The sequence below is a fragment of the Bradyrhizobium cytisi genome (assembly GCF_008123515.1).
GTDB classification, from domain to species: domain Bacteria; phylum Pseudomonadota; class Alphaproteobacteria; order Rhizobiales; family Xanthobacteraceae; genus Bradyrhizobium; species Bradyrhizobium cytisi.
Genome location: NZ_VSSR01000023.1, coordinates 16,709 through 43,029, shown reverse-complemented (window position 1 = coordinate 43,029; position 26,321 = coordinate 16,709). Strand labels below are relative to the sequence as shown.

Here is a 26,321-nt window from a genome sequence, read left to right as displayed (position 1 = left end):
ACGGTAGCGTATCAGACACGGGACGCGTTAGCAATACGGCACCGTATCAAGAACCGGTGAGGCTTCCTTCATGAACGACGGCAAGAGCGATGTCTGGGTCGAGGCAGGGTTTACCGAGCTCGCCCGCGCTGGTGTCGAGGGGGTGCGGGTCGAAGTGCTCGCCAAGAATTTGGGCGTTACCAAAGGCGGCTTCTACCGCCGCTTCGCCGACCGCGCGGCGCTGCTCGAGGCTATGCTGATGCACTGGCGCGAGGGACGCTCGGCATCAATTGCACAGCAGACCAGCCTGGATGGGCAAGAGCCCCGCGAGCGGCTGAGGGCGGTGATCCAGCTCTATTCCGAGCGGCTCAATCCGGAGGGCATGGCGGTCGAGCTCGCGATCCGGCAGTGGGCCCGCTCCGACGAGAGCGCTGCGGCGGCGGTGGCGAGCGTGGATGCGGCGCGGCTCAGGCACGTTGCCGAGCTCTATCGCGCGACCGGCCTCGAGGCCGAGGAGGCCGAGGCGCAGGCTTTCCTGTTCTATTGCTTCATCTTCGGCCAAAGCCTCTTGTTCGTCGAGCGTGGCCCGCGCAAGCGGTCACAGCTCGTGGCGAAATCGGCCGAGAAACTGTTGGACTAAGCAAAATGGCCGGAGCTTTGCTCCGGCCATCGCATCACATCGAAGCTCAGGCGGCGCCCTTCAGCTTCTTGTTGCATTCGCTGTAGTAGCCGCCGCCCTTCTCGATCCACTTCATGCCGCCATTGCCGTTGGTGGTCTTGTTGGCGTTGTACTGGTCGACGCAGGTATGGAGGCGGGCCTTGCCGGCGCTCTCCTTGGCGTATTTTGCATCGACCGCGTTCGGGAAGATCGCAGGGCCGGCCGGTAGGGTCGGCGCCGGAGCAGCAGCGGGGGCTGCCTCCTTCTTGGCCTGCTTCGGCTCGGCAGCAGGCGGAGGCGCAGCCGGGGCGGCCGCGGTCGGCGCGGCCGCGGGCGTTGCATCGGCGCCGCACTGGGCCTTGCGGAAGTCATTCCACTTCATGGTGCCGAGCGAGCCGTCCTTCTTGGCGGCCTGATATTTCGCGCTGCACTCTTGCGACGTCAGCGCCTGCGCCGGCGCGCTCACCATCAGCGCGGCAACGCCCGACACCGCAATCGCACACAGTAATTTGGCTTGAATAGTCATCCTTGGTCTCCCTCAGGAAAGCAAAACGAGGACTGCTATCCTAGCGTGCTCCGGACATCCGACAAGGAAGTGACGCTGCTCGGCGCTAAAATATAGTGATCGCGCCGTACAGGGTTATTCATGTGGCGTTCAGCAAGGCGGGCCGACGTTCGCGCTCCTCCGCAACTCTCGCAAGAAGAGCCCATCATGACCCTCGCCTCCCGTCTCGCCGTCGTCGCGATCGCCTCCCTGTTCGCGACCGCCACTGCCTTCGCGCAGACCGCCGCGCCGGCCGCAAAGACCGATGCCGCCACCACCACCGACAAGAAGGCGCCGAAGGAGCATTCGGCCGAATCGCTCGAATGCTCCAAGCAGGCAGACGCCAAGGGCCTGCATGGCAAGGAGCGCAAGAAATTCCGCTCCGATTGCATCAAGACCGCCAAGGGCGGCATGGCCGCGCCGGCAGCCGCCGACAAGAAGTAAATCCATCACAATCCTCCCTTCGCCCCTGGCGAGAGGCGCACGCATTGCGGCATGACGAGCCTGCAATTGTGCACCTCTCGCCGATTTGCCATAAGACGGCGTGAAGCAAATCACCGCCTCCCTGTCGTTCGAGTGGCCGAGCCGTGCCAAGGTTTTGAGCACTGCGGAGACGCTTGTCATCGGTGCCGCCGGCGGTCTGGCCTTCCTGGCCGCGGGCCTTCCGGGCGGGTTGATCTCGGGCTCGATGATCGCAGTCGGGATCGCTGCGATTGCCGGACGCCAGCTTTCGGTGCCGCCACTCCTGACCCAGACCGTGCTGGTGCTGCTCGGCATTTCGCTCGGCTCGGTGGTTTCGCGCCATCTGATCCAGCAGGTCAGCGCCTACCCTCTCACCATCGGGCTGTTGGCGCTCGCGACCTTCTGCTCGACCTTCGGCTCGAGCTATTACCTCCAGCGGATTCATGGCTGGGACCGCACCTCTGCCTTCCTCGCCGGCAGCCCGGGCGCGCTGTCACAGATCACGATATTGGCGGTCGAGCGCGGGGCCGACCTGCCGGGCATCGCAGTGGTGCAGACCATGCGCGTGATCATCCTCACCGCAGCACTGCCGATGGTGCTGGCGATCGCGGGTGTCGCACCCTCCGTGGCACCCTCGCTGACGACGGCGATTGCCTCGCCGCTCGATCTTCTGGAATTGGTCGCCGCTTCGCTGGCGGCATCGCTCGTGCTGCGGCTGATCAAGTTTCCGGCGAGCTGGATGTTCGGCGCGATGATCGGCTCCAGCGTGCTGCATGGCGCGGGCTGGGTCGAGGGCGGCCTGCCGAACTGGGTGCGCGGCGTCGCGCTGGTCGGCATCGGCGCGCTGATCGGCAGTCGCTTTGCCCGGATGCGAATCAAGACCCTCACCGGCCACATCAACGCCGCCCTAGGCTCGTTCGCCGTGGCGATCGCCGTCTCCTCGATCTTCGTCGGCATCATCGCACTCACCACGCAGGTGAAATTCTCCGACGTCGTCGTTGCGTTTGCGCCCGGCGCGATGGACGCGATGCTGGCGCTGGCGCTGACGCTGCACATCGACCCGATCTTCGTCGGCGCTCATCACCTCTCGCGCTTCGTGTTCGTGACGATCGCGACGCCGGGCATCGTGCACCTGTTCGGCCGCACGCAGGACGACGTCGACGATTAGCTCTCCTCTGCCGTTGCCCGCCCCTTCAGCGCCGCAACCTGCGCCTCGAGCTCTGCAATCCGCTGGTCTCTCGCAGCCAATGCCGCCGCGACATCCGCCGCGTCGAACTTCTGCGGAATGTGCTGCGGGCAGTTGGTGTCCCAGGCCGCGATCTTGAACACGATCACCTGCTCGGGCCGGGCGCGATAACCCTTCGGCATCAGCACGTCCGTCAGCGCATCGTCATCCTCGACCACCCGCGCCTCCCCCCAGATCTTCACCCGGCGGCGATGGGCGTAGTCCATCACGAAGATGTAGGCCTTGGCATTCTCGGAGAGATTGCCCTGGGTCAGGTATTGCTGATTGCCGGCATAATCGGCGAAGGCGAGCGTCTGCTTGTCCAGCACCTTGAGAAACCCCTTCGGGCCGCCGCGGTGCTGGATATAGGGCTGGCCGTCAGCCGAGGCGGTGGCAAAATAGAAGCTGTTGGCATCGGCCAGGAAGGCCTCGAGGTTTTCATCGACCTCGGTGCGCCAGCCGCGCTGCTCGACGCGGCCATAGGCCTCGCGGGAGCCCTTGCGCGTCTGGATCGCCTTGACCGCATGGGTAAAGGCGACGTCGCTAGCATAGGTGTGGGCTGCGGTCATGGAAACATCTCCTGAAAATTCCGGCGCATCTCCGCGTCTTTCCGGCATTAAAAATGGCTCCTCCGGCGTTCAAAACAATCAGCCTGCTTGACACTTCATCGTTGCAATATATGCAATAATGCCCATGGACCGCCTCGAAGCCATGCATGTCTTCGTCACCGTTGCCGATCTGCGCGGCTTTGCGCCCGCGGCGCGCAAGCTGCGGCTATCGCCCTCGGCGGTGACGCGGCTGATCGCGGCGCTGGAGGATCATCTTGGCGCAAGGTTGCTGCAACGGACCACGCGGCAAGTGACGCTGACCGACGTCGGCACGCGCTATCTGGAGCGCGCCCGGCGAATCCTTGCCGATGTCGAGGAAGCCGACGGCTCGGCGCGGGAGGAGCGCAACCGGCCGAGCGGACGGCTGGTAGTATCGGCGCCGGTCGGCTTCGGCCGGCTGCACGTCGGCCCGGTCATGACCGACTATCTCAAGCGCTACCCCGAGGTTGCCTGCGAACTCAGGCTCTCGGATAATCTCGTCAACCTCGTCGAGGACGCTGTCGATGCGGCCGTCCGCATCGGCCATCTCGCGGACTCCTCACTGGTTGCGCGCCAGGTCGGCGAGATGCGGCGGATCGTCGTGGCCACGCCCGGCTATCTGAAGCGCCATGGCGAGCCGAAAACGCCGGAGGCGCTGACCGAGCATCAGACCATCCGGTTCGGTCCCACGACGGCGTGGCGCTTTGCGCATGACGGCCGCGACATCGAGGTGACGCCATCCCCCCGCTTCATCAGCAACAGCGCCGACGCCGCCCTGCAATATGCCGAGGTCGGCGGCGGCATCACGCGCGTGCTGGCCTATCAGGCTGCCGAGGGCCTGAAGCGCGGGCGGTTGAAAATCGTGCTGGCGAAGTACGAGCAGCCGGCGCTGCCGATCCACATCGTCTACCCGACCTCGCGCCTGCTCTCGGCCAAGGTGCGCGCGTTCATCGATCTCGTGGTGGAGACGACGGCGTGGAGGTTTGGATAGATCTTACGCCTTCTTCGGCACCACCCGGAATGTCCCGCTGGCCCGCGCGATCACGACGCCGTCGGCTTTGATCAGGCACTGCGCGAAGCAGATCGTCTTACCCGTCTTGATGACATCGCTCTCGATCGAACACCATTGGCCGATCTCGGCGGAGCCGACGAAATCGATCGACAGCGAGACCGTCACGAACGAGGTGGTCCAGTTCGTCACCTGCGCGCAGCTGTAGCCCATGGCATTGTCGGCGAGCGCGGCAATCAGGCCGCCATGGATCAAGCCACGGCCGTTTGTGTGCGGCCTTGCCAGACGAAGGCCGATAATGACGGCCTTGTCGGTTTTCTTCGCGTAGAGCGGCTTCCACGGTTCTGTGAGCGGGCTCTCGCGGGACAACGGCTCAAAGCCGTCGGGGATGGCGCTGTCGGTCATGCGTGTCTCGCGTCCGTTGGTGGATTGCCGCCATTGAACGCGATGTGGATGACAGTTTCACCGCCTACAAAGTTTTAAACGAGATTTGCGCGGGTGTTTTAAATGATGCTCGCCGTCGCGAGCGAAGATCCTGTAGGGTGGGCAAAGCGAAGCGTGCCCACCGTCTCCGCCGCCTAAAACGGCAATCCCACATAATTCTCCGACAGCGACGTCATCGCGGCCTGCGACTGCGTGACGTAATCGAGCTCGGCGAGCTGGATGCGCGCGCCGATGGTGCCGGTGTCGGGGAATTTGTGCAGCATCGAGGTCATCCACCAGGAGAAGCGCACTGCCTTCCAGACCCGCGCCAAGGCCTTCGCCGAATAAGCGTCGATGCCGGCGCTGGATTTCTCGTCGTAAAATTCGTGGAGCGCGCTCGACAGATAATGCGCATCGCTTGCCGCCAGGTTCAGCCCCTTGGCGCCCGTCGGTGGCACGATGTGGGCGGCATCGCCGCACAGGAACATCCTGCCGAAGCGCATCGGCTCGGCGACGAAGCTGCGCAGCGGCGCGATGCTCTTCTCGATCGACGGGCCTGTGATCAGATTGTCGGCGGCCTCCTGGTCGAGCCGGCGCTTCAATTCGTCCCAGAAGCGATCGTCCCGCCATTGATCGACATGGTCGTCGAGCGAACACTGCAGGTAATGCCGGCTGCGTTTCATCGAGCGCATGGTGCAGAGCGCAAAGCCCCGTGCATGGTTGGAATAGATCAGCTCGTGGCTGACCGGCGGCGTCTCGGACAAAATGCCGAGCCAGCCGAACGGATAGACCCGCTCGAACTCCTCGATCGCCGAGGCCGGGGCACTGGCGCGGCTAACACCGTGAAAGCCGTCGCAGCCGGCGATGAAGTCGCAATCGAGCGTGTGGGTGATGCCGTCCTTGACCCAGGTTACGCGCGGGTGACTTCCGTCGAAATCGTGCGGCTGCACATCCCTGGCTTCGTAGACGGTAGTGAGACCGGCGGCGTTCCGCGCATTCATCAGGTCGAGCGTGACTTCGGTCTGGCCGTAGATCATGACCGTCTTGCCGGTCGCGCCCTTCATGTCGATGCGATGACGGCGGCCGGCGAAGGCGAGCTCGATGCCTTCATGCACGAGGCCTTCGGCATGCGCCCGCGCGCCCGCGCCGATCTGGTCGAGCAGCCCGACAGTTCCCCCCTCCAGGAGGCCGGCGCGGATCCGGCCGAGCACGTAATCCGGGCTTTGCCGCTCCAGAATGAAATTGTCGATGCCGTATCGATGCAGAAGTTGCCCAAGCAACAATCCTGCCGGCCCGGCCCCGATGATTGCGACTTTTGTCCGCAATACTTGCTCCTTCCGATCCTGTAGGCTTTGGTCGCGGCGCGCTTGTCGCGGTCGTCCACGCGCGATAATTATATCATATAACGGTTGGGCAAAAGGGAGTGCTTGTCGCCGCTAACGGCGAGAAATCCATGCAATATGGCTGACGTAAATGACGCGGCGGCAGTTCCGGCTTGAACGCGCCAGCCAATTAGATAACATGTTAATTAATGAGGCTGGGCCAGCGCAGCCCGCCGTCGAAAAGAGGGAGACACGACCGATGAGGAAAGCCTGTCTGGCTTTGCTGCTGGCAGCAAGCGTGACGCCTGCGTTCGCGCAGGACAAGACCTTCGACCTGAAGATCTCGCATTGGGTGCCGGCCTCGCATCCGCTGCAGAAATCGCTGGAAGACTGGGCGGCCGCGGTCGAGAAGGACTCAGGCGGCACCATCAAGGGCAAGGTGTTTCCGGCCCAGCAGCTCGGCAAGGCTTTTGACCATTACGACATGGCGCGCGACGGCATTGCCGACGTCACCTACGTCAATCCCGGCTACCAGCCCGGCCGCTTTCCGATCGTCGGTGCCGGCGAATTGCCGTTCCTGATCTCGGACGCCAAGGGCGGCTCGATGGGGCTTGACGCCTGGTACCGCAAATATGCCGAGAAGGAGATGAAGGACGTCAAATACTGCCTCGCCTTCGTCCACTCGCCCTCCTCCTTCCACTCCCGCACCAAGAAGATCGTGATGCCGGAGGACGTGAAGGGCATGAAGATCCGCCCGGCTCACGCCACCATGGCGAACTTCGTCACCGCGCTCGGCGGCACCAACGTGCAATCGTCGGCACCTGAAGTGCGCGACATCATCGAGCGCGGCGTCGCCGACGGCGTGACGTTCCCCTGGGGCTCGCTGGTGCTGTTCGGCATCGACAAGGTGACGAAGTACCATATGGAGGCCCCGCTCTATACGACGACCTTCGTGTTCGTGATGAACAAGGACAAGTACGACGCGATGTCCGACAAGCAGAAGGCCGCGATCGACAAGAACTGCTCGACCGAGATGGCGGGCGTTGTCGGCGAGCACTGGGGCAAGTTCGAGGATGCCGGCATCGACAAGGTGAAGGCGGAAGAAGGTCACGAGGTCTACAAGCTGACAGCGGATCAGACCGCCGCCTGGAAGAAGGCGGCCGAGCCGCTGGTCAAGACCTGGGGTGATGGCGCCAAGAAGGCCGGCGTCGATCCCGACGCCGCGCTGGCGGATTTGAAGGCCTCGCTGAAGAAATACAACGCGCTGACGGAGTAGTTTTCACCGAAACAGAGCGGCGGCGGGAATCCTCCCGCCGCCGCTTTCCTGCAAATTTGAGGACCCTCCACCCATGAAGCGCTGGATGGATCGCGTCATCGACTCGATCGAATGGATCGCTGCCGCGTTCGTCGGCATCGTCGCGCTCGACATCTTCCTGTCGGTGCTGCTGCGCAACACGCTGAACTATTCGATTCCCGACAGTTTCGACATCGGCCGCATGCTGCTTGGCATCCTCATTTTCTGGGGCATCGCCGCGACCTCCTATCGCGGCACGCACATCACCGTCGACCTGGTCTGGGGCAATGTCGGCCCGCGCTACCAGCGCTGGATCGACGTGTTCGCAACGTTGGTGCTGCTGTTCGTGGTCACGGTTCAGACGTGGACATTGTTCGACAAGGTGCGCGGCACCTACAAGGACAACGTCCAGACCTTCGACATGCACATGCCGACATGGCCGTTCTTCGCGATCGCCTGGATCGGCGACGTCTCGGCCGTGCTGCTGATCGCGATCCGCACTTACCGATTGATCTTCCATCCCGAAGACATGCACGACCCCAAGCTGAAGGCGACGGAGTAATCATGAGCACCGATGCCGTCGCCGTTCTCGGCTTCGTTTCCCTGTTCGCGCTGATGCTGCTGCGCGTACCCGTCGGCATGGCGATGGGCCTCGTCGGCGTCTCCGGCTTCTCCTATCTGGTCGGCGCAACGCCGGCGCTGAAGCTGGTCGGCCAGACCTCGATGCGCACGGTCACCGACTACACTTTCGGTGTCATCCCGATGTTTCTGCTGATGGGCTCCTTCGTCAGCAATTCCGGCATGAGCCGCGAGTTGTTCCGCGCCGCCAACGGCTTTGTCGGGCACTTGCGCGGCGGCCTCGGCATTGCCACCGTCGGCGCCTGCGGCGGCTTTGCCGCGATCTGCGGCTCGTCGGTCGCAACCGCCGCGACGTTCTCCGCGGTCGCCTACCCCGAGATGCGCCGCTTCGGCTATCCGCAGTCCTTTGCTACCGGCGTGATCGCGGCCGGCGGCACGCTGGGTGCGATGCTGCCGCCCTCCACCGTGCTCGCGGTTTACGGCATCATCACCGAGCAGGACATCGGAAAACTCTTCATCGCCGGCATCATTCCGGGCCTGCTGGCGATGACCATGTACATGATCACGATCTTCCTGATCGGCTATTTCCGCCCCGACTTCCTGCCCAAGGGCAAAGTGCTGCCCTGGCGAGAGCGCTTTGCCGGCCTGAAGGACATCTGGGCGCCGGTGCTGTTGTTCGTGTTCGTGATCGGTGGCCTTTACGGCCTGCCGTTCCTGCCGCGCTTCACGCCGACGGAAGCCGGCGGCGTCGGGGCCACCGGTGCCTTCATCATCGGCGTGCTTACGGGCCGGCTCGATCGGGAGAAGATTCTGGCCTCGCTGCTCCAGGCGACGCGCACGGCGGCGGCCGTGTTCACCGTACTGATCGGCGCGCTGATCTTCGGCTATTTCCTCACGGTGACGCAGACGCCGCAAAAGGTGACGGAATTCCTCACCGGCCTGGGCCTGGGCCCCTACGGCGTGCTGGCGCTGATCATGGTGATGTATCTCGTGCTCGGCTGCCTGATGGATGCCATGGCGATGATCATCCTGACCGTGCCGATCATCTTCCCGGTCATCACGCATCTCGGCTTCGATCCGATCTGGTTCGGCGTCATCATCGTCATGACCGTCGAGCTCGGCCTGATCCATCCGCCGGTCGGCATGAACGTCTTTGTCATCAAGAGCGTGGTGAAGGACGTCTCATTCTCCACCATCTTCAAGGGCGTGATCCCGTTCGTGGCGACCGACTTGGTGCGTCTGGTGATTTTGATCGCGTTCCCGTTGCTGGCGACCTGGTTGCCGACGCGCATGATGGCGCATTGAAGGTGAAGCGATGACCACACCGACGCTCGAGACGAAATACGTCTTCACCATCACCGCTGAAATCGGCGACGTCATCACCGCCGGCGAAACCGGCATCGGCGTCCGCCGCATCATTCCGATCATCGGCGGCGAGGTGAAGGGTGCGATCACCGGCAAGGTGCTCCCGTTCGGCGCCGACTTCCAGACCATCCGCCCCACCGAGCTGATCGATCTCGAAGCCAAATACGCCTTCGAGACCGACGACGGCGCCGTCGTCTATGTCGAGAACAAGGGCATGCGCTTCGGCCCGGTCGACCTGCTGCAAAAGCTCAAGCGCGGCGAGCCGGTCGATCCCAAGCTGATCTATTTCCGCACGGTCCCGAAGTTCGAGACGGGACACGAGAAGTATCGCTGGCTGATGGAGCACATTTTTGTCGGCTCAGCAGCGCGACATGCCGACCGCGTGGTGATCGACGTGCATCAGGTGGCGTAAGAGCTTCAGCGCGTAGGGTTCAAACCGCCTCAAGCTCCACTTGACAGGGGTAAGGAAGGCTTTTGGCGTCCCCCTCCGAACCTTACGGGCGGTTCTCCCGCATACGGCTCTTCAGTCGTTGGACAGGGATTCTTACCGCGCATCCGCCCCGGCCTACCCGGCGCAATAGCCGCGACTTCTCACACAGCCTGCTTCGCCGAGACGACAACAGAGCATGTGGGACCTGCGGAGCCTCAACCTTCCCTCGACTGACCCCGTATCGTATGGTCCAACCAGACGCGCCCGCTCCCATCGGGCATTCCGGAAACGCATATGTCAGATCCCGCCTGGTCGCTGCACTCCCGCCTGAAAGAGGACACCATCGACATCGGTGATTTGCCGCTGTCGAAAGTGCTCGTTATCAAGGACGCGCATTATCCCTGGCTGCTGCTGGTGCCGCGGCGCGCCGACGCGGTCGAGATCATCGATCTCGACGAGGTCCAGCAGGCACAGCTGATGACCGAGATCTCCCGCGTCTCGCGCGCGCTGAAGGAGATCACCAAATGCGACAAGCTCAACGTCGCAGCGCTCGGCAATCTCGTGCCGCAGCTTCACGTTCATATCATTGCACGCCGCACCGGTGACGCCGCCTGGCCACGGCCGGTCTGGGGCGTGATGCCGCCCCTGGCGCATGACGCCACTGAAGTACAGAATTTCATCAGCGCGCTTCGCCGAAAAATCTGGTTGGGTTGAAAGAACAAGAAATGTCAGCATTCGACTCGTTTCCGCTGGGGCAACCGGCCTTCGTCACCAACGTCCTCGATCGCGCCGCGCATCTGCGCCGCGATGACGAAAAACTGTTCGCAATGGAGCAGAAGCCGTCGTCGCGCGCCTATGTCATCTACCGCGACTCGCTGCTGGTGAAGCGCGACGGCGACAAGACGCGCGCGCTGCTGGGAATCGACGAGGCGCTGAAAAGCGGGGCCAATCCCGGCACGATCTTCTTAGGGCTGCGTGACGGCGCGGCGATCTTCGGCATGGGCCTCGCTCAGGCCGCCGCCGAGAAGCTGATCGGCCGCGAGGACTTTACCGTCACCGAGCTGCGCGGCATGGCGATGCAAGGCGCAATCCCGCCCGAGGAGCTGTCGGCGATCGCGATGGCGAAGTCGATGGTGAGCTGGCACCAGCGCCACGGCTATTGCGCCAATTGCGGCACGCGCAGTGCGATGAAGGAAGGCGGCTGGAAGCGCGAGTGCCCGGCCTGCAAGGCCGAGCACTTTCCGCGCACCGATCCGGTCGTGATCATGCTGGTCGCGTCAGGCGAAAAATGCCTGCTCGGCCGTCAGAAGCAGTTTCCGCCGGGCATGTATTCCTGTCTCGCCGGTTTCGTCGAGGCCGCCGAGACCATCGAGGACGCGGTGCGCCGCGAGATCCTCGAGGAATCAGGCATCCGCTGCACCGACGTGCAATATTACATGACCCAGCCCTGGCCCTATCCGTCATCCCTGATGATCGGTTGCAGCGCGCGGGCCTTGAACGAGGACGTCGTCGTCGATCGTTCCGAACTGGAAGACGCGCGCTGGTTCACGCGCGAGGAGGCGGCGCTGATGCTGACGCGGACGCATCCCGACGGGCTCGCCGGCCCGCACCCTTTCGCCATCGCGCATCATCTGCTCGGCCGCTGGGTGCACAACAAGAGCTGATCGCCGATGGCTGCATCAGGGATCGCGCCGCGCATCCTCTGCATCGGCATTCCCGTGCGCGACCTCACCTTTCGGGTCGAGGCCGTGCCGGAGCACGGCAGCAAGGCCAACGCCACGCATCTTGCCGAGATCTGCGGCGGCAATGCGCTCAATGCCGCCATCGCGATGGCGCGGCTCGGCGGCAGTGTCGCGTTTGCCGGGCCGATGGGCGATGCACGGGAGACGTCGAGCAGCTTCATCCTCGAGCGGATGACCGCCGAGGGCATCGACATCAGGCATATCGTGCGCATGCCGGGCGTGGCCACGCCCGTCTCTGCGATCATCATCGACGCGACCGGCGAACGAACGCTGACGATCTATCGCGATCCCGCGCTGTGGACCGTGAAGCTATCGGATGCCGACGAGCTCCTCGCCGGTTGTCAGGCTGTCCTCGTCGAAAGCCGCTGCGGCGCCTTCTGCATCGATCTCTGCACGGAGGCGCGCCGGCGCGGTATTCCGGTCATCGTCGGCGTCGACCGCGCGATGGCGCCGGCTGACGGCCTGCTTACGGCCGCCTCGCATCTGCTGTTCTCCAGCAAGCAGGTCCAGGAAACCGCCGGCGTCGCTGACGACGGCGAGGCCTTGAAGCGGCTGGCCGGGCTGACGTCCGCCTTGCTCGCCGCCACCCGCGGCCCACGCGGCACGATCTGGCTGAACGCGGCGGGCACGCTGGAGGAGACGCCGGCCTTCCCGGTTGAGGCCGTCGATACGCTGGGCGCTGGCGACGTCTTCCACGGCACCTTCACGCTTCGGCTTGCCGAGGGCGGCGGCGTGCGAGAGGCGCTGCGATTCGCCGCGGCGGCCGCCGCGCTGAAATGCACGCGCCATGGCGGTGGCCTCGTCGCCCCGCAACGCATTGAAGTTGAAGAGTTTTTGCGAAGCGAGCGCTAGAGCGATTCCACGGACACGCCGAGAATATGGACTTGCTGTGGAAGGATTTTCTCTATATCAGTGAAATCAGCCCCTGAAATGGAACAAAGTTCTTCAAAATGACTGACCTCGCTGTCCAACTCCCCGAGACCAGCCGCCGCCTCGACGCCATCGATCGCAAGATTCTGATGGTTCTCCAGGACGATGCCTCCCTGTCCGTTGCCGAAATCGGCGACCGCGTCGGGCTGTCCTCGACCCCCTGCTGGAAGCGCATCCAGCGCCTGGAGGCCGACGGCGTGATCCTGAAGCGGGTGGCGCTGGTCGATCAGAACAAGATCGGGCTCGGCATCTCCGTGTTCGTGTCGGTGGAGAGCTCCGATCATTCCGACGCCTGGCTCAAGAAATTCGCCGAAGCGGTCAGCGCCATGCCCGAGGTGATGGAATTCTACCGGATGGCCGGCGACGTCGATTACATGCTGCGCGTCGTGGTCGCGGACATGCAGGCCTATGACATCTTCTACAAGAAGCTGATCAGCGCCGTGCCGCTGAAGAACGTCACCTCGCGCTTCGCGATGGAGAAGATCAAGTCGGTCACGGCACTGCCGATCCCGGCCGTGGTCGCGGCTTAAAGTTTGCTCTCGCCGCACGGAGGTCGTCATCGCCCGGCTTGACCGGGCGATGACAGTGTCGAACGCGCGCCCCGCCGCTCAGATCTTCTGATTGTACTCGCCGACTTCGGGATGCGTGCGCAGCACGCTGTTCACCATCTCGAACATGTCGTGCATGCGCTGCTCGGAGACCGGGCTCTCGACCACGACCACGAGCTCCGGCTTGTTGGAGGACGCCCGCACCAGGCCCCAGCTGCCGTCCTCGACCGTGACGCGCACGCCGTTGACGGTGACGAGGTCGCGGATCGACTGGCCACCGATCTTGGCGCCCTTGGCCTGTAAGCCTTCGAAGTGCTTCACCACCTGGTCGATGACGCCGTACTTCACTTCGTCGGCGCAATGCGGCGACATGGTCGGCGACGACCACGTCTTCGGCAGCGCGTTCTTCAGATCGGCCATCGACTTGCCGGGCGCACGGTCGAGCATGTCGCAGATCGCGATCGCCGACACCAGGCCGTCGTCATAGCCGCGTCCATACGGCTTGTTGAAGAAGAAATGGCCGGACTTCTCGAAGCCCGCAAGCGCGCCCGTCTCGTTGGTGCGGCGCTTCATGTAGGAATGGCCGGTCTTCCAGTAGGCGGTCTTGGCGCCCTGCTTCTGCAAGACGGGATCGGTGATGAACAGGCCGGTCGACTTCACGTCGACAATGAACTGCGCATCCTTGTGGATCGCCGACATGTCGCGCGCCAGCATCACGCCAACCTTGTCGGCAAAGATCTCCTCGCCGGTGTTGTCGACGACACCGCAGCGGTCGCCGTCGCCGTCGAAGCCGAGGCCGACATCGGCCTTGTGATGCAGCACCGCATCGCGGATCGCGTGCAGCATCTCCATGTCTTCCGGATTCGGATTGTATTTCGGGAAGGTATGGTCGAGCTCGGTGTCGAGCGGGATCACCTCGCAGCCGATAGCGTCCAGCACCTGCGGCGCGAACGCGCCGGCGGTGCCATTGCCGCAGGCTGCGACGACCTTGAGCTTGCGCTTGAGCTTCGCCCGGCTGGTGAGGTCGGCGATGTAGCGCGCCGGATAATTCTCGTGGAACTGGTAGGAGCCGCCGGCCTTGTTCTTGAAATCGGCATTGAGCACGATCTCCTTCAGCCGCGTCATCTCGTCGGGGCCGAAAGTCAGCGGGCGGTTGGCACCCATCTTCACGCCGGTCCAGCCATTGTCGTTGTGCGAGGCCGTGACCATGGCGACGCAGGGCACGTCGAGATCGAACTGCGCGAAATAGGCCATCGGCGTCACCGCAAGGCCGATGTCGTGCACTCTGCACCCGGCCGCCATCAGGCCGGAGATCAACGCGTATTTGATCGAGGCCGAATAGCCGCGGAAATCATGCCCGGTCACGATCTCCTGCTTGACGCCGAGTTCCGCGATCAGCGCGCCCAGCCCCATGCCGAGCGCCTGCACGCCCATGAGGTTGATTTCCTTCTGAAACAACCAGCGCGCGTCGTACTCGCGAAAACCGGTGGGCTTGACCATCGGCTCGGATTCGAAGGCGTAAGTGTTGGGCAACAAGACGGATTTCGGCTTGGGAAACATTGAGACGGTCTCATGAAAAAGGCAGGAATTGGTGCAGCCTTAGCGAATGCCGGGCCGCAGCGGAAGGCGGGAATGAAGGCTTATGGCCGATAATTGCGGCAGTTTGGTAACGGAAAGACGTTACCTGCAGCAGGCTCGCTCAGGGCAATATTGAATTCGTCCGACAGCCATCCGCCCGGACCTACTGCTCCAGCACCATCTGACCGTTCGCATACTCAAAGCGCTTCAGGCGGGACAGGAAGGAGAGGCCGAGCAGGTTCTCGGACAACGCCTCGTCCGGCAGCACCATGGCATCGACGTCGCGTACGATCAGGCCGCCGACGTCCAGCATGGCGATGCGGGTGCGCGCGGCCTTGATGGTGCCGTTGGCGGTGGAGACGGTGGCGTTGTAGTCGCTGCGCGAGGGACGCAGACCGAAGCGCGCGGCCGAGGTCTCGTTCAGCGCCACCACGGAGGCGCCGGTGTCGACCATGAAGCCGATGCGCTGGCCGTCGATGCGGCCGTCGGCCTGGAAGTGGCCACGGCCATCGCGGGGAATGTTGAGGCTGCGGCCGCCGGCCGGCGCCGTGGTCGCGACCGCAACCGTCGTATGCGGCGTTGACGTGGCGGACGCCGAGCTCATCCTGTCCGCCATCTGCGCCATGAAGGTGCCGAGGCCGATCATGATGGCCGCGATGATCATAATGTTACGCATCACACCATTTCCGAGCCGAGAGCTCGAGTTCACCACGCGGCGCGCCCGTCCGCGAGCGCAGCCACGGCAGAGCCGGTGTCATTTTGACGAAAAGGATGAGCGTACGGTTAATGGCGGGGAGTGATTTCTCACGTCCCGCGCGGCTTGACCCGCCGGGTCGGCAGCGCGCTTGCCGGATCTTCGGGCCAGGGATGGCGCGGATAGCGGCCGCGCAGATCGGAGCGAACTGCGGCGTAACTGCCGCGCCAAAAACCGGGGAGATCGCGCGTCACCTGCACCGGGCGCTGCGCCGGCGACAGCAGTTCCAGCACCAGTGGCACCTTGCCGGCCGCAATCGACGGATGGGCGTTGAGGCCAAACAATTCCTGGAGGCGCACCGCGATGGTCGGCCCCTGCTCAGCCTCGTAGTCGATCGCGAGCACGCTGCCCGTCGGCGCCTCGAAATGGGTCGGCGCCTCGCGGTCGAGCCGCGCGCGCATCTCCCACGGCAATAGCGCCATCAACGCATCGGAGAGATCGCCGGCGGAGATGTCCTTCAGCGCGATCTTGTCGTAGAGCGCCGGCACCAGCCAGTCGTCACGCCGCGCGATCAAGCCGTCGTCGGAGAGATCGGGCCAGCTTTCGCCCTCGGCCTTGCGCAAGAACATCACGCGGTCGCGCCATTGCTTGGCGGCCTTCGACCAGGGCAGCCGGTCGAGACCGGCGGCGATCAGCCCGTCGGCAAAGATGCGCGCGGTGTCTTCCGAGGGCGACACGGCAAGCGTGGCCTCGGACAGCGTGATCGCATGCAGCACGCGTTTGCGTCGCGCGCGCAACGCCATCGCGCCGCGGTCGAAGATGATCTCGTCGGCCGTGTCGATATGCTCGGCGAAATGCTGCTCGATGTCGTCCTCGGCGATCTGCGCGGCGAGCAGGATGCGGCCGCTCGCAGCCGTCCCCGTCATCTCGCCGATCGCGATATAGGGCGCGCGGGCGAGCGAGGACGTCTGCTCCACCGCGGCGCCACGGCCGTTGGCGAGCACGAAACTGCCGTTGCCGCGGTTGCGCGCGACGCGATCCGGGAAGGCATAGGCGAGCATCAGGCCGGTCGAGAGATCCTCCTGAGGGCCCGCCTTTTCGGACGCTGCGACCTGCGAGGCCCAGCGCCGCGCCAGGTCGCGCGCGCTTGCCGCCCGCGGCGAACGGTCGCGGCGGAACTGGTCGCGCCGGTGCTCGAGGTCGGCGCTGTCGCCGCCGAGCCCACGCTCGGTGAGAATGGCCGCGATCTCGGCGGCTTCTTCACCCGCGCCGGCGCGATGCGAATCCACGATCATGCGCGCCAGCCGCGGCGGCAGCGCCAGCGCGCGCAGGCTCTTGCCCTCCGCCGTGATGCGGCCGTCGCCATCGAGCGCATTGAGCTCGGAGAGCAGACTCTTGGCTTCCTTCCAAGCCGGCGCAGGCGGTGGGTCGAGGAACGACAGTGCCGCAGGGTCGGCGACGCCCCATTGCGCGAGATCGAGCACCAGCGAGGAGAGATCGGCGCTGAGGATTTCCGGCTGCGTATAGGGCGCAAGCGAGGCCGTCTGCGGCTCGTCCCAAAGCCTGTAGCACACGCCGGGCTCGGTACGGCCGGCGCGGCCGCGGCGCTGGTCGACTGCGGCACGCGCAGCGCGCACGGTCTCGAGCCGGGTCAGGCCGATGTCGGGCTCGTAGCGCGGCACGCGCGCGAGACCGGAATCGACGACGATGCGCACGCCTTCGATCGTGAGCGAAGTCTCGGCGATCGAGGTCGCGAGCACTACCTTGCGCGTGCCCTTCGGCGCCGGCGCGATGGCGCGGTCCTGCACGGCCGCATCGAGCGCGCCGAACAGCGGCACGATCTCGATGCTGGCATCCTGCACGCGCTCACCGAGGAAATTCTGGGTGCGGCGGATTTCGGCGGCGCCCGGCAGGAAGGCGAGCACCGAGCCGCCATCAGCGCGCAGCGCGGATGCAATCGCGTCCGCCATCTGCCGCTCGATCGGCGCATCGGCCCTGCGGCCGAGATAGCGGGTCTCCACCGGAAAGGCGCGGCCCTCGCTCTCGACGACGGGCGCCTCGCCAAGCAGCTTCGCGACGCGCGCGCCGTCGAGCGTGGCCGACATTACCAGGATACGCAGATCCTCGCGCAGGCCGAGCTGCGCGTCCCGCGCCAGCGCAAGACCCATGTCGGCGTCGAGTGAGCGTTCGTGGAATTCATCGAAAAGGACGGCGGCAACGCCCGAGAGCTCGGGATCGTCGAGGATCTGGCGCGTGAAAATGCCTTCGGTCACGACCTCGATGCGTGTGGCTCGCGAGATCTTCGAGCCGAAGCGGACACGGTAGCCGACCGTTTCGCCGGCGCGCTCGCCAAGCGACTTGGCCATGCGATCGGCGCTGGCGCGGGCCGCAATGCGCCGCGGCTCCAGCACGATGATCTTCTTGCCCTTGGCCCAGGGCGCATCGAGCAACGCCAGCGGCACCCGCGTGGTCTTGCCGGCGCCCGGCGGCGCCACCAGCACGGCCGCGTTGTGCGCCTCCAGCGTGCGCGAGAGGTCGTCGAGCACGGCATCGATTGGGAGGGGCGTGTCGAAGTTGCGGGGCAAAAGTCTCGGTCCGTCATCGTCCGCCGTGTGCGCAACTGCGCGCTGGGGCGGACGATCCAGTCATGTCGGATCCCGGCCATTCCGAAGATCTCGCCGTACTGGATACCCCGCCTTCGCGGGGTATGACAATCATATGTAGTATCAGCCCTGCACGGATGGCCGGCCGATGCTCTCATAGGTGAAGCCGGCGGCAGCCATGTCTTCGGGGCTGAAGATGTTGCGGAGGTCGACGACGACGGGCTGCGCCATGACGCTCTTCAGCCGGTCGAGATCGAGACCACGGAATTGCACCCATTCGGTGACGACGACCAGCGCATCGGCACCTTGCGCGCAGGAATACGCGTCCTCGCAATAGGTGATGCTGGGCAGCTCGCCCTTGGCCTGCTCCATGCCGACGGGGTCGAACGCCTTCACCTTCGCACCCATGTCGATCAGGCCGGTGACGAGCGGGATCGACGGCGCATCGCGCATGTCGTCGGTGTCGGGCTTGAAGGTGAGACCGAGCACGGCGATGGTCTTGCCGCGCAGCGAGCCGCCGAGCGCCTGGCTTACTTTCCGCGCCATCGCGCGCTTGCGGTTCTCGTTGACCGCCAGCACGGATTCGACGATGCGCAAGCTCACGTCGTAATCCTGCGCGATCTTGATCAGCGCCTTGGTGTCCTTCGGGAAGCAGGAGCCGCCGAAGCCGGGACCGGCGTGCAAGAACTTGGTTCCGATGCGGTTGTCCAGGCCAATGCCGCGTGCGACCTCCTGAACGTTGGCGCCGACCTTTTCCGAGAGATCGGCGATCTCGTTGATGAAGGTGATCTTGGTCGCGAGGAACGCATTGGCAGCGTATTTGATCATCTCGGCCGTGCGGCGTTCCGTGAACATCAACGGCGCCTGGTTCAGCGACAGCGGACGATAGATGTCGCCCATCACCTTGCGGCCGCGCTCGTCGGAGGTGCCGACCACGACGCGATCGGGGAACTTGAAGTCGCGGATCGCGGCGCCCTCGCGCAGGAACTCAGGATTGGAGGCGACGACGACGTCGGCTAGCGGATTGGCCTCGCGGATGATGCGCTCGACCTCGTCACCGGTGCCGACCGGCACGGTCGACTTGGTCACCACGACGGTGAAGCCGGACAGCGACCGCGCGATCTCTTTCGCGGCGGCGTAGACGTAGGAGAGATCGGCGTGGCCGTCGCCGCGACGCGAGGGGGTGCCGACCGCGATGAACACGGCATCGGCATCCGCAACCGGCTTCGACAGGTCGGTGGTGAAGTCGAGCCGCTTGGCCTTCACATTGGTCGCGACCAGCTCGTCGAGGCCCGGCTCGTAGATCGGGATCTCGCCGCGATGAAGGCTAGCGATCTTCTTCTCGTCCTTGTCGACGCAGGTGACGTCGTGACCGAAATCCGCAAAGCAGGCTCCGGACACCAGTCCGACATACCCCGTGCCGATCATCGCGATGCGCATGAAAATCCCTGTTCCAGCTTGGTTAACGAAACCCCAATCCGGGGGCGGTTTAACATTTTCCCGTCGGGAAGGAAGAGCCTGCGCTCAGAAACCGGCACGCGATTTGTACCGGTAAAGAAGTCGGAAACCACCAGGCCCCACACTGCCCCACGCCCACACAGGATCGGGCAAAGCACGCCTCGAAACGAGACACCATGGCATCATCAGGCACAATCGCCGCGAGCGAGGGCACAAGAAGCCCGGCTGCCGCGCGTGTCGACTGGGTCGACTATGCCAAGGGCATCTGCATCGTCATGGTCGTGATGATGCATTCGGTGCTGGGGGTCGAGCTCGCCGCCGGCGAGACCGGTTTCATGCATGTCGTTGTGGCCTTCGCAAAGCCGTTCCGGATGCCGGACTTCTTCCTGATTTCGGGCCTGTTCCTGCCGCGGGTGATCGATCGGGACTGGCGGACCTATCTCGACCGCAAGGTGGTGCATTTCGCCTATTTCTATGTCGTCTGGGTGACAATCCAGTTCGGCTTCAAGGCCCCTGCTTTTGCGGCCGAAACCAGCTGGCGCGACGCTGGCCTGCTCTATGTCGAATCCTTCATCGAACCGTTCGGCACGCTCTGGTTCATCTACCTGCTGCCGATCTTCTTCGTCGTCACAAAACTGACACGACCAATCCCGCCGCTCGCGATCTGGCTTGTTGCCGCCGCGCTGGAGACGGCGCGCATCACAACCGGCTGGACTGCGATCGACGAGTTCTGTGCGCGCTTCATCTATTTCTATTCGGGGTATCTGTTCGCGCCTTACGTGTTCGCGCTGTCGGACCGCGCGCGCAGCCACCCCGCGCTGGCGCTGGCAGCGCTCGCGACCTGGGCACTGGTCAATACCGGCCTCGTCGCGCTCGGCGCCAGCGAATGGAAGATCGCGTCACTCATGCTCGGCTTCGCCGGCGCATGTGCCGTCATTACGATCGGCACGCTGCTGGCGCGCGCGCATTGGTGCAACTTCTTGCGCTTCTGCGGCGAGCATTCGATCGTGATCTATCTCGCCTTCTTCCTGCCGATGGCTGCGACGCGCACGTTACTCCTGCACACCGGAATCATCTCCAGCATCGGCACGGTGTCGCTGATCGTCACCATCGTCGGCGTCCTGGGGTCGCTCGCGATCTGGCAAGTTGCGTTGCGGCTGCACGCCGATTTCCTGTTCGAGCGGCCCGATGCGTTCTGGATCGTGCCGAAGAAGGCGGGACCGGTGTTGCAGGCGGCGGAGTAACTGTCATGCCCCGCGAAGGCGGGGCATCCAGTATTCCAGAGACAGCAGTCGTATACCGACAGGCCACCACGTACTGGATTCCCCGCCTTCGCGGGGAATGACAGTGAGGATGTGGAGAATGACGGTGGGGGATATTGGCGCCAACGGCCCAAAAATCCCCCACCCAAGGCTGTCAAAGTCCGTAAAAATTCATACATTGCGGCCATGCCAAAAACCTCCCCGAAGACCTCCGCCAAAGCTGACACCCAACCCGCTGCTACGACAGCTGCTGCCAAACCGGTCGCGGCGAAGGCGGCAGGAAAGGGCGACCACGTCTTCCTGGTGGACGGTTCCTCCTACATCTTTCGCGCTTATCACGCGCTGCCGCCGCTCAACCGCAAGTCCGACGGCTTGCAGGTCAATGCCGTTCTCGGCTTCTGCAATATGCTGTGGAAGCTGCTCCGCGAGATGCCCGAGGACAACCGGCCGACGCATCTTGCGATCATCTTCGACAAGTCGGAAGTCACCTTCCGCAACAAGATCTATCCCGAATACAAGGCGCACCGGCCGCCGGCGCCGGACGATCTGATCCCGCAATTCGCGCTGATCCGTGAGGCCGTGCGCGCTTTCGACCTGCCCTGCCTGGAACAGAGCGGCTTCGAGGCCGACGACCTGATCGCGACCTATGTGCGAGAGGCATGCGAGCGCGGCGCAACTGCGACCATCGTGTCCTCCGACAAGGACCTGATGCAGCTCGTGACCGACTGCGTCACGATGTACGACACCATGAAGGATCGCCGCATCGGCATTCCCGAGGTGATCGAGAAATTCGGCGTGCCGCCGGAGAAGGTGGTCGAAGTGCAGGCGCTGGCCGGCGATTCCACCGACAACGTGCCTGGAGTCCCCGGCATCGGCATCAAGACGGCGGCGCAGCTGATCGTGGAATACGGCAATCTCGAGCAACTCCTGTTCCGCGCTACCGAGATCAAGCAGCCGAAGCGGCGCGAGGCGCTGATCGAGAATGCCGAGAAGGCCCGGATCTCGCGGCAGCTCGTGCTGCTCGACGACAGGGTCGAGCTGGAGGTGCCGCTGGACGATCTCGCCGTCCACGAGCCGGATGCGCGCAAGCTGGTTGCCTTCCTGAAGGCGATGGAGTTCTCCACGCTGACGCGTCGCGTCGCCGACTATTCGCAGATTGATCCGGCCAACGTCGATCCCGATCCCGGCTATGCCAGCGGGGCCAGCGTTTTCTCGCCGCTGCCGCCTTCGGACGTCGTACCGGCACCAGGAGCCGGCACGCCGGCGCAGGTTCCGTCGGGCCAGCGCAGCGCATCGGCCACCAAGGAGGACAAGGCCGCGAGCCCGAAGGGCGCGCCGATTTCTCTCGCAGTCGCGCGCGAAGAGGCTTTGCGCAAGCTTCCGGTCGACCGCAGCAAGTACCGGGCCATCAAGACGCTCGCGGAATTGAACGCCTTCATCGCGCGCATCCATGATACCGGCTATGTCGCGATCGAGATCCGAGGAAATTCGATCGATCCGATGCAGGCCGATCTCTGCGGCATCGCGCTCGCGCTGGGGCCGAACGATGCCTGCTACGTGCCGCTCGCGCACAAGCAATCCGGCGGCGGCGCCGGCCTGTTCGACGCCGGCCTCGCGCCGGATCAGGTCAAGCACGCCGATGCCATCCAGGCGCTGCGGCCGGTGCTGGAATCATCAGGCATTCTCAAGATCGGCTTCGACGTCAAATTCACTGCCGTGATGCTGGCGCAGCACGGCATCACGCTGCGTAACATCGACGATGCCCAACTGATCTCCTACGTGCTCGATGCCGGTCGCGGCTCGCATGCGCTGGAGCAGCTGTCCGAGCGCTGGTTCGGCCTCGCCATGCTGAAAGAGAGCGAGCTGCTCGGCAGCGGCAAGGGCAAGATCACCTTCGACCAGGTGCCGATCGACAAGGCCGCGCCGCTGTCTGCGGAAGATGCCGACATGACGTTGCGCGTCTGGCGCGTGCTGAAGCCGCGCCTCGTCGCCGAGCACATGACCACGGTCTACGAGACGCTGGAGCGGCCGCTGGTCTCCGTGCTCGCACGCATGGAGCGGCGCGGCATCTCGATCGACCGCCAGGTGCTGTCGCGTCTGTCCGGCGAATTCGCCCAGACCGCCGCGCGCGTCGAGGCCGAAATCCAGGAGATCGCGGGCGAGCCGGTCAATGTCGGCAGCCCCAAGCAGATCGGCGACATCCTGTTCGGCAAGATGGGACTACCGGGCGGCACCAAGACCAAGACGGGCGCCTGGTCGACCACCGCGCAGGTGCTGGATGAGCTCGCCGAGCAGGGCCACGATTTTCCGAAGAAGATTCTGGAGTGGCGCCAGGTTTCGAAGCTGAAATCGACCTACACCGACGCGCTGCCGACCTATGTCAATCCGCAGACCCATCGCGTGCACACGACCTACGCACTGGCCGCAACCACGACAGGCCGGCTGTCCTCGAACGAGCCGAACCTGCAGAACATACCGGTGCGCACCGAGGACGGCCGCAAGATTCGCCGCGCCTTCATCGCGACGCCCGGACACAAGCTCGTCTCCGCCGACTATTCGCAGATCGAGCTGCGGCTGCTGGCGGAGATCGCCGACATTCCCGTGCTGAAGCAGGCGTTCCGCGATGAGCTCGACATTCACGCCATGACCGCGTCGGAAATGTTCGGCGTGCCGATCAAGGGCATGCCGAGCGAGATTCGGCGCCGCGCCAAGGCGATCAATTTCGGCATCATCTACGGCATCTCGGCGTTCGGCCTCGCCAACCAGCTCGGCATCGCGCGCGAGGAAGCCTCAGCCTACATCAAGAAGTACTTCGAGCGCTTCCCAGGCATCCGCGCCTATATGGACGAGACGCGCGACTTCTGCCGGAGCCACGGCTACGTCACCACGCTGTTCGGCCGCAAGTGCCACTACCCCGACATCAAGGCCTCCAACGCCTCGGTGCGCGCCTTCAACGAACGTGCCGCGATCAACGCGCGGCTTCAGGGCACCGCCGCCGACATCATCCGCCGCGCCATGACGCGCGTGGAGGACGCACTGGCCGAGAAGAAGCTCTCGGCGCAGATGCTCTTGCAGGTGCACGACGAACTGATCTTCGAGGTGCCGGATGCGGAGGTCGAAAAGACGCTCCCCGTCGTGCAGCACGTCATGCAGGACGCGCCGTTCCCGGCCGTGCTGCTGTCGGTGCCGCTGCATGTCGACGCGCGCGCGGCCACGAACTGGGACGAGGCGCACTGATCTTTTCTTACCTCGCCCCGTTTGCGCCACAAGCACCATGTCTTCCGGCGAAGGCCGGGACGACGCTGAGGCGAGACGCTTCCACTCAATTGTCCTCCGTACAATTGCGCGATGGCTCCGCCGCGCTTCGCATATTAGAACCGGTGCATCCCCTGCATCGGTTCACTCATGCCCCACACCTCCGCCCTGCTCGGCTTCGCCCTCGTCTGCCTCGGTCTCGTGCTTACGCCCGGACCGAACATGATCTATCTGATCTCGCGCTCGATCACGCAGGGGCCGGCGGCCGGCATCGTCTCGCTCGGCGGCGTCGCGCTCGGCTTCGTGTTCTACATGCTGTGCGCGGCGTTCGGCATCACAGCGCTGCTGCTCGCGATTCCCTTCGCCTATGACGCGCTGCGCTTCGCCGGCGCCGGCTACATGTTGTGGCTCGCCTGGCAGGCCGTGAAGCCGGGCGGGCGCTCGCCGTTCCAGGTGAAGAAGCTCGCAATCGACAGCCCGCGCAAATTATTTGCGATGGGGCTCGTCACCAATTTGCTCAATCCGAAGATCGCGATGCTGTATCTGGCGCTGCTGCCGCAGTTCATCGATCCCGCGGCCGGCAGCGTGCTGACGCAGTCTGTGGTGCTGGGCGCGATCCAGATCGCGCTCAGCGTCAGCGTCAATGCGATCATTGCGCTTGCGGCCGGATCGATCGCACTATTCCTGGCGAACCGGCCAAGCTGGATGCTGGTGCAGCGTTGGCTGATGGGCACGGTGCTCGCCGGGCTTGCGGTCAGGATGGCGGTCGAGGCACGGAAGGTGTGAGCGCAACGCTGTCATGCTCCGCGAAGGCGGGGCATCCAGTACGCCGCGGCTTCTCGGCTCTAACTCAACCGTCTCTGGAATACTGGGTCACCCGCCTTCGCGGGTGACGACAGCCTCCAGCTCAATCCAGCTTCGCGTCCATGCCCCGCTTCACCGCCGGGCGCGCCATCAAGGCGTCGTACCAGCGCTTGACGTTGGGGAAGTCGGCGAGCTCGACCTTGTGGCGCGGATGCCGCCAGGCCCAGCCCAAAATGGCGAAATCGGCGACCGAGAGATCGCCGGCGACGAAATCGTGGCCGTCGAGGCGGCGGTCCAGCACGCCGTAGAGCCGGCGGGTCTCGGCCATGAAGCGCTTCAACCCGTAGGCGCGGTCCTGCTCGTTCTCGAGCGCGATGAAATGGTGCACCTGACCCGGCATCGGCCCGAAACCGCCCATCTGCCACATCAGCCATTCGTAGACGGGGATGCGGCCTGCGAGCGATTTCGGCAGGAATTTGCCGGTCTTCTCGCCGAGATAGAGCAGGATCGCGCCGGACTCGAAGATGCTGACGGGCTTGCCCTCGGGGCCCTCGGGGTCGCGGATCGCAGGAATCTTGTTGTTCGGCGAGAGCTTGAGGAACCCCGGCGCCATCTGCTCGCCCTTGGTGATGTTCACCGGGATCACTTTGTAGGGCAGGCCCATTTCCTCCAGCGCGACCGAGATTTTTCGGCCGTTCGGCGTGTTCCAGGTGTGCAGCTCGATGGTCATTTGCCTGTTTCCTTGGCCCAGCTTCTTGCCCGAGGTCTCGAGCATCCACCTACTCCAGAAAGTTGCACCCCCACAACCGGCGGACCGGGATGGCCGATCCCTGTTGACTGGGGACGCTCCCTCTGGAATGTCGCAGCCGTCGCGGATAGATTCCGCCACTCTCAAAACGCTTCCGAGGGACCGCCGTGTCGAAATCAGCCTCCCGCGCCCGCCTGTTCGAAATCATTCGCCGCCGCTCCTTCGGCCGGGGCGAGGTGACGCTCGCGTCGGGCCGCAAGAGCGATTTCTATTTCAACCTCAAGCCGACCATGCTCGACCCCGAGGGCGCGACGCTGCTCGCCGAGCTCACCTATGAGACGCTGAAGGACGACCAGCTCGATTTCATCGGCGGGCTCGAGATGGGCGCGGTGCCGCTGGCCGGGGCGCTGGCGCAGATCTCCTGGATCAAGGGCCATCCGATCGCGGCCTTCTTCGTGCGCAAGAAGCCGAAGGAGCATGGCGCCAAGCTCGCGATCGAAGGCCTGCCGAAGGGCGAGACGCTCGACGGCAAGCGCGTCGTGATCGTCGAGGACGTCACGACGACCGGCGGCTCGGCGATGAAGGCTGTGGAATCCGTGCGCGAGACCGGCGCCGAAGTGGTGCTGGTTCTGACCATGGTTGACCGCGAGGAAGGCGCCACCGACACATTTGGTGCGGCCGGCCTGCCGTTCCGCTCGCTGTACACAGCGTCGGAATTTTTGAAGGCTTGACGAGAGGCCACGGCCCCCTCAACCGCTCATTTACCATCCCGCTTTATGGTGAATCATGTGCTGAGACCCGAGAGGTCCCGGCCGGTTCGGT

Annotated in this window: 25 protein-coding genes; 16 read left to right on the top strand and 9 right to left on the bottom strand. The window is 64.4% G+C overall.

Going from position 1 to position 26,321, the window contains the following annotated elements:
- The first annotated feature begins 70 nt into the window (after positions 1-70).
- Entirely contained in the window at positions 71-619 is a 549-nt protein-coding gene (locus FXB38_RS15115; protein ID WP_148751649.1) for a TetR/AcrR family transcriptional regulator, read from the top strand.
- A 46-nt stretch (positions 620-665) separates the two neighbouring features.
- Here the strand turns inward: FXB38_RS15115 and FXB38_RS15110 are convergent, their stop codons facing one another.
- Positions 666-1,163, bottom strand: a complete 498-nt coding sequence (locus tag FXB38_RS15110; RefSeq protein ID WP_148751648.1) for a hypothetical protein — start codon at positions 1,161-1,163, stop codon at positions 666-668.
- A gap of 186 nt (positions 1,164-1,349) precedes the next feature.
- Between FXB38_RS15110 and FXB38_RS15105 the strand changes: the two genes are divergently transcribed.
- Together FXB38_RS15105 and FXB38_RS15100 are read left to right on the top strand one after the other, a co-directional pair.
- Positions 1,350-1,625 (top strand): PsiF family protein, encoded by a 276-nt coding sequence (locus FXB38_RS15105; RefSeq protein WP_148751647.1) that lies wholly within the window; start codon positions 1,350-1,352, stop codon positions 1,623-1,625.
- A gap of 100 nt (positions 1,626-1,725) precedes the next feature.
- Positions 1,726-2,811 (top strand): AbrB family transcriptional regulator, encoded by a 1,086-nt coding sequence (locus FXB38_RS15100; protein ID WP_148751645.1) that lies wholly within the window; start codon positions 1,726-1,728, stop codon positions 2,809-2,811.
- On the opposite strand, the gene FXB38_RS15095 is transcribed toward FXB38_RS15100, so the two are convergent.
- Positions 2,808-3,437 (bottom strand): pyridoxamine 5'-phosphate oxidase family protein, encoded by a 630-nt coding sequence (locus tag FXB38_RS15095; protein ID WP_148751644.1) that lies wholly within the window; start codon positions 3,435-3,437, stop codon positions 2,808-2,810. The genes FXB38_RS15100 and FXB38_RS15095 overlap by 4 nt on opposite strands.
- Positions 3,438-3,561: 124 nt before the next feature.
- Here FXB38_RS15095 and FXB38_RS15090 point away from each other — a divergent pair, with 124 nt between their 5' ends.
- On the top strand, positions 3,562-4,446 hold the full coding sequence (locus FXB38_RS15090) for a LysR family transcriptional regulator (protein ID WP_148751643.1): 885 nt from the start codon (positions 3,562-3,564) through the stop codon (positions 4,444-4,446).
- Between the two features lie 3 nt (positions 4,447-4,449).
- On the opposite strand, the gene FXB38_RS15085 is transcribed toward FXB38_RS15090, so the two are convergent.
- Both FXB38_RS15085 and pobA read right to left on the bottom strand, forming a co-directional pair.
- Positions 4,450-4,869 (bottom strand): PaaI family thioesterase, encoded by a 420-nt coding sequence (locus FXB38_RS15085; protein WP_148751642.1) that lies wholly within the window; start codon positions 4,867-4,869, stop codon positions 4,450-4,452.
- Between the two features lie 173 nt (positions 4,870-5,042).
- Positions 5,043-6,212 (bottom strand): 4-hydroxybenzoate 3-monooxygenase, encoded by a 1,170-nt coding sequence (gene pobA / locus FXB38_RS15080; protein WP_148751641.1) that lies wholly within the window; start codon positions 6,210-6,212, stop codon positions 5,043-5,045.
- Positions 6,213-6,468: 256 nt separating this feature from the next.
- Between pobA and FXB38_RS15075 the strand changes: the two genes are divergently transcribed.
- The 8 genes from FXB38_RS15075 (at position 6,469) to FXB38_RS15040 (ending at position 13,079) form a co-directional block, all read left to right on the top strand.
- Positions 6,469-7,485 (top strand): TRAP transporter substrate-binding protein, encoded by a 1,017-nt coding sequence (locus FXB38_RS15075; RefSeq protein ID WP_148751640.1) that lies wholly within the window; start codon positions 6,469-6,471, stop codon positions 7,483-7,485.
- Positions 7,486-7,558: 73 nt separating this feature from the next.
- A complete protein-coding gene (locus tag FXB38_RS15070) occupies positions 7,559-8,065 on the top strand; it encodes a TRAP transporter small permease (protein ID WP_148751638.1) in 507 nt (168 codons plus the stop codon).
- Between the two features lie 2 nt (positions 8,066-8,067).
- On the top strand, positions 8,068-9,387 hold the full coding sequence (locus tag FXB38_RS15065; protein WP_148751637.1) for a TRAP transporter large permease: 1,320 nt from the start codon (positions 8,068-8,070) through the stop codon (positions 9,385-9,387).
- 10 nt (positions 9,388-9,397) lie between these two features.
- The gene (locus FXB38_RS15060; protein ID WP_148751636.1) at positions 9,398-9,859 is read left to right on the top strand and encodes a DUF3237 domain-containing protein; all 462 of its coding nucleotides are present in this window, start codon (positions 9,398-9,400) and stop codon (positions 9,857-9,859) included.
- A 312-nt stretch (positions 9,860-10,171) separates the two neighbouring features.
- Positions 10,172-10,591, top strand: coding sequence for an HIT domain-containing protein (locus FXB38_RS15055; protein WP_148751635.1), 420 nt, complete (start codon positions 10,172-10,174; stop codon positions 10,589-10,591).
- Between the two features lie 11 nt (positions 10,592-10,602).
- Complete coding sequence (gene nudC, locus FXB38_RS15050; protein WP_148751634.1) at positions 10,603-11,541, top strand: NAD(+) diphosphatase; 939 nt, start codon at positions 10,603-10,605, stop codon at positions 11,539-11,541.
- A gap of 6 nt (positions 11,542-11,547) precedes the next feature.
- Positions 11,548-12,471 carry a sugar kinase gene (locus tag FXB38_RS15045; protein WP_148751633.1) on the top strand — a complete coding sequence of 308 codons (924 nt, stop codon included), beginning with the start codon at positions 11,548-11,550 and terminating at the stop codon, positions 12,469-12,471.
- 98 nt (positions 12,472-12,569) lie between these two features.
- Positions 12,570-13,079: an Lrp/AsnC family transcriptional regulator gene (locus FXB38_RS15040; protein ID WP_148751631.1), complete on the top strand. Its 510-nt coding sequence runs from the start codon at positions 12,570-12,572 to the stop codon at positions 13,077-13,079.
- Positions 13,080-13,157: 78 nt separating this feature from the next.
- Here the strand turns inward: FXB38_RS15040 and FXB38_RS15035 are convergent, their stop codons facing one another.
- The 4 genes from FXB38_RS15035 to FXB38_RS15020 form a co-directional block, all read right to left on the bottom strand.
- Positions 13,158-14,657 carry a phosphomannomutase/phosphoglucomutase gene (locus FXB38_RS15035; protein ID WP_148751630.1) on the bottom strand — a complete coding sequence of 500 codons (1,500 nt, stop codon included), beginning with the start codon at positions 14,655-14,657 and terminating at the stop codon, positions 13,158-13,160.
- A 181-nt stretch (positions 14,658-14,838) separates the two neighbouring features.
- Positions 14,839-15,351, bottom strand: coding sequence for a TIGR02281 family clan AA aspartic protease (locus FXB38_RS15030; RefSeq protein ID WP_187434889.1), 513 nt, complete (start codon positions 15,349-15,351; stop codon positions 14,839-14,841).
- A 128-nt stretch (positions 15,352-15,479) separates the two neighbouring features.
- Entirely contained in the window at positions 15,480-17,954 is a 2,475-nt protein-coding gene (gene hrpB, locus FXB38_RS15025; RefSeq protein WP_187434888.1) for an ATP-dependent helicase HrpB, read from the bottom strand.
- A gap of 141 nt (positions 17,955-18,095) precedes the next feature.
- On the bottom strand, positions 18,096-19,412 hold the full coding sequence (locus FXB38_RS15020) for a UDP-glucose dehydrogenase family protein (protein WP_148751628.1): 1,317 nt from the start codon (positions 19,410-19,412) through the stop codon (positions 18,096-18,098).
- 194 nt (positions 19,413-19,606) lie between these two features.
- On the opposite strand from FXB38_RS15020, the gene FXB38_RS15015 reads away from it, so the two are divergent.
- From FXB38_RS15015 to FXB38_RS15005, 3 genes are all read left to right on the top strand, one after another.
- Positions 19,607-20,674 carry an acyltransferase family protein gene (locus tag FXB38_RS15015; RefSeq protein ID WP_148751627.1) on the top strand — a complete coding sequence of 356 codons (1,068 nt, stop codon included), beginning with the start codon at positions 19,607-19,609 and terminating at the stop codon, positions 20,672-20,674.
- Positions 20,675-20,878: 204 nt separating this feature from the next.
- Positions 20,879-23,929: a DNA polymerase I gene (gene polA, locus FXB38_RS15010; RefSeq protein ID WP_148751626.1), complete on the top strand. Its 3,051-nt coding sequence runs from the start codon at positions 20,879-20,881 to the stop codon at positions 23,927-23,929.
- A 168-nt stretch (positions 23,930-24,097) separates the two neighbouring features.
- Complete coding sequence (locus tag FXB38_RS15005; RefSeq protein WP_148751625.1) at positions 24,098-24,733, top strand: LysE family translocator; 636 nt, start codon at positions 24,098-24,100, stop codon at positions 24,731-24,733.
- A gap of 121 nt (positions 24,734-24,854) precedes the next feature.
- Here FXB38_RS15005 and FXB38_RS15000 read toward each other — a convergent pair whose 3' ends face one another.
- On the bottom strand, positions 24,855-25,481 hold the full coding sequence (locus tag FXB38_RS15000; RefSeq protein ID WP_148751813.1) for a glutathione S-transferase family protein: 627 nt from the start codon (positions 25,479-25,481) through the stop codon (positions 24,855-24,857).
- A 185-nt stretch (positions 25,482-25,666) separates the two neighbouring features.
- On the opposite strand from FXB38_RS15000, the gene pyrE reads away from it, so the two are divergent.
- Entirely contained in the window at positions 25,667-26,230 is a 564-nt protein-coding gene (pyrE, locus tag FXB38_RS14995) for an orotate phosphoribosyltransferase (protein WP_148751624.1), read from the top strand.
- Positions 26,231-26,321: the final 91 nt, after the last annotated feature.